Genomic DNA, 3,232 nt, shown 5'->3' with positions numbered 1-3,232 from the left:
GAACTCGGCCTCGCTGCGGGCGGCGGCAAGATGGGTGTTGGTCGCCTTCTGTATGGCGACCGTGCTTTCCCACAAGGGTTCGCGGCCGCCGGCCTGATAGTCATGACCGACGAACAGCCGCATCTCGTCCGGCAACGCCAGTATGTCCTGGATCGAGCGCCAGAGCCGCGCGGCACTGCCGCCGGGAAAGTCCGTCCTCGCTGTGCCGCTGTCGGGCATGAACAGCGTGTCGTGGACGAAGGCGGCATCGCCGATCACATAGGTGATCGACGCCAGCGTATGGCCGGGCGAGAACAGCACCTTGACCGGAAGCGTGCCGACCGTGAAGGTTTCGCCTTCACCAAACAGCCTGTCCCACTGCGAACCGTCGGCGGGAAAATCCGGCCAGTTGTAGATCGCCTTCCACAAATTCTGGACGTCGACGACCCTGTCGCCGATCGCTGTCGGCGCTCCGGTCTTCTCCCTCAGATAGTACGCCGCCGAGAAATGATCGGCGTGCGGATGGGTGTCGAGGATCCATTCGACGCTCAGCCCCTGCTCGCTGACGAAGTCGAGCAGGATATCGGCATTCCTCGTTGCCGTAGCACCGGATTTCTCGTCGAAATCGAGGATCGGATCGATGATGGCGCAGCGTTTCGTCGCCTGGTCGGCGACGACATACTGGATGGCCCCGGTCGGCTTGTCGTAGAAGCCGCTGACCTGCGGCCTGGCCAAAGCTACGTCCAATACTGGCTTCCCCAACTCTCGGTCGTCAGGAATGATTTTCTCTGACGACACCCGAGAGGAGCATGGTTGTCCGCTCGGGCGAGCCAGTCAAGTATCATTTCGCTCGCGGCGACAGGAAAGCCAAAAACTGTTCCGAGGAGCGGTCAGGCAGAGGGCTGCTTGGTCTTCCGCAGATACGGCAGGATGGTCTCATAAGCGCCGAAGCGCCTGATCGCGTCCTCGTTGGAGACGGCAGCGGTGATGATGACGTCCTCGCCCTGCTTCCAGTTTGCCGGCGTCGCCACCTGATGCTTGGCGGTCAGCTGCATGGAATCGACCGCACGCAGGATCTCATCGAAGTTGCGGCCCGTGGTCATCGGGTAGGTCAGCACCAGCTTGATCTTCTTGTCCGGTCCGATGACATAGACCGAGCGCACCGTGGCATTGTCGGCCGGCGTGCGGCCTTCCGACGTCTCGCCGGCACCGCCCGGCAGCATGTCGTAGAGCTTGGCGACCTTGAGGTCCTTGTCGCCGATCAGCGGGTAGTTCACCGAATGGCCGGTCGCCGTCTTGATGTCGTCCTGCCACTTGCCGTGGCTTTCGACCGGATCGACCGAAATGCCGATGATCTTGACGTTGCGCTTCTTGAATTCGCCTTCGAGCCCCGCCATCGTGCCAAGCTCGGTCGTGCAGACCGGCGTGAAATTCTTGGGATGACTGAACAGAATCGCCCATCCGTCCCCGATCCAGTCATGGAATTTGATCGTCCCTTGCGTGGTCTCGGCGGTAAAATCCGGCGCAATGTCGTTGATACGAAGGCTCATGATACATCTCCCCTGTAAACGGAACCCGTCGGCAGCGAGGAACGACAAGCGGCAACCCATGCCGCCATCGAGCTGCCCCGCCCGGGCATCGTTGCATCTTAGCGCAAAAATCGTGACTGCAAGATAATATGAAACTCTTGTCGGCGGCACGCGAGCATTTTTATGCTGCCGAATGCTCGGCACGCGGATGAGAGCCTGTTGAGCTGGACAGGAGAGATCCTGCCTCAGCTCTTGTTGACCGCCATTGTCACAGTCAGGTCTTCCATGCGCTGTGCCAGCGCGCTGAGCGCGTTGGTCAGCACGCTATCGCTCTTGTCGGCCTTGGTCAGAGCCTCGTCGCGGGTCTTGCGCAAGGTCAGCACTTCGCTTTCCATGCCCTTGACGCGTTTCTGCAACTCCGAGAGTTCATCCATCACCATGATGCCGGCCATCACGGTCAGCCGCTGATCGCCAATCTCGCCGAACGAGTCCTTCAGGTGTGAAACATAGCGGTCGAAACGTTCGGCAAGATCGATCAGATGCTCTTCCTGGCCCTCGTCGCAGGCCATGCGATACTGCTTGCCGTCGATTGAAACCGTGACCTGTGCCATCGGGCCAGCTCCTATCTGTCCAACACGGCGCGGATGGTTTCCATGGCGGTCACCAAACGTCGCGAGACTTCCTTGTTGGCATCTTCCAGCCGTTCGGCGCGCGCTTCGGAATTGTCGAGTTCCTGCGCCAGCCGCGAGCGATCGGCATTCATCCGCTGCACCTCGGCCTCGGCTTCGGAGTAGTCGCGTTCATGCTCGAGCTTGGCCGCGACGGCGTTTTCCAGCCCCTCGATGGCCTTGCCCAGCCTCGCGATGACTTCCTTGAGTGTGGCTTCCCCGGTCATGGCCTTCGTCCTGTGCCCTGCCCATCACCGAATCGTTCACGTTCAGAACGCGTTATCCCTGAAACATTAGGCACCGGGTGAAGGCAACGTCAACAAAGCTCTCGCGACTGTCCCCCGCTAACGCTAATGTAGGTCCGCCGCCGGCATCACAAGACCGGCAAATGTGCACCCGATTTGTTGACTAAAAGCCCGCGCCTGCTATGTGTCGCGCACCCTTTTCAAGGGCTCTCCCAAGCCCCCAAACCCCCACTTCTGGAGGAACCATGACGTCGCGTGAACAACATGACCGGATGGCCAATGCGATCCGCTTTCTCTCCATGGACGCCGTCGAGAAGGCAAACTCCGGCCATCCCGGCCTGCCCATGGGCTGCGCCGACATCGCCACGGTGCTGTTCACGAAGTTCCTGAAATATGATCCGAAGGCCCCCCATTGGCCCGACCGGGATCGCTTCATCCTGTCGGCCGGCCACGGTTCGATGCTGCTCTATTCGCTGCTGCACCTGACCGGCTACGAGGACATGACGATCGACCAGATCAAGCATTTCCGCCAATTGGGCTCGAAGACCGCCGGCCATCCCGAATACGGCCATGCCACCGGCATAGAGACGACCACCGGCCCGCTCGGCCAGGGTCTCGCCAATTCGGTCGGCTTCGCGCTCGGCGAGCGCATCATGAACGCAGCCTTCGGCAACGACCTCGTCGACCATTACACCTCCGAAGGAACACGGCTGCGCTCTTCTTCCGTGAAGACACGGCCGGGCTTGGCGACGTCGAGACGGATGAGCCTTTTCGATGTCTCGGCGCTGGTGATATCGGCCAGGCTATCCAG

4 protein-coding genes and 1 pseudogene are annotated in these 3,232 nt (G+C 60.8%); 1 reads left to right on the top strand and 4 read right to left on the bottom strand.

What is annotated here, in order from left to right:
- From EN914_RS29470 to EN914_RS29455, 4 genes are all read right to left on the bottom strand, one after another.
- Window positions 1-726: MBL fold metallo-hydrolase (locus EN914_RS29470; protein WP_164779000.1), on the bottom strand; the 726-nt coding region annotated here is incomplete at its 3' end.
- 143 nt (window positions 727-869) lie between these two features.
- Complete coding sequence (locus tag EN914_RS29465) at window positions 870-1,529, bottom strand: peroxiredoxin (protein ID WP_013529253.1); 660 nt, start codon at window positions 1,527-1,529, stop codon at window positions 870-872.
- A 224-nt stretch (window positions 1,530-1,753) separates the two neighbouring features.
- The gene (locus EN914_RS29460) at window positions 1,754-2,119 is read right to left on the bottom strand and encodes a cell division protein ZapA (protein ID WP_013529252.1); all 366 of its coding nucleotides are present in this window, start codon (window positions 2,117-2,119) and stop codon (window positions 1,754-1,756) included.
- Between the two features lie 11 nt (window positions 2,120-2,130).
- The gene (locus tag EN914_RS29455; RefSeq protein WP_013529251.1) at window positions 2,131-2,403 is read right to left on the bottom strand and encodes a DUF4164 domain-containing protein; all 273 of its coding nucleotides are present in this window, start codon (window positions 2,401-2,403) and stop codon (window positions 2,131-2,133) included.
- A 263-nt stretch (window positions 2,404-2,666) separates the two neighbouring features.
- On the opposite strand from EN914_RS29455, the pseudogene EN914_RS29450 reads away from it, so the two are divergent.
- Window positions 2,667-3,232, top strand: a pseudogene (locus tag EN914_RS29450) (transketolase); the annotation flags it as partial.

Source organism: Mesorhizobium sp. M7A.F.Ca.CA.001.08.2.1 (assembly GCF_003998455.1).
GTDB lineage: Bacteria > Pseudomonadota > Alphaproteobacteria > Rhizobiales > Rhizobiaceae > Mesorhizobium > Mesorhizobium ciceri.
This window is presented reverse-complemented; position numbering and strand designations above follow the sequence as displayed.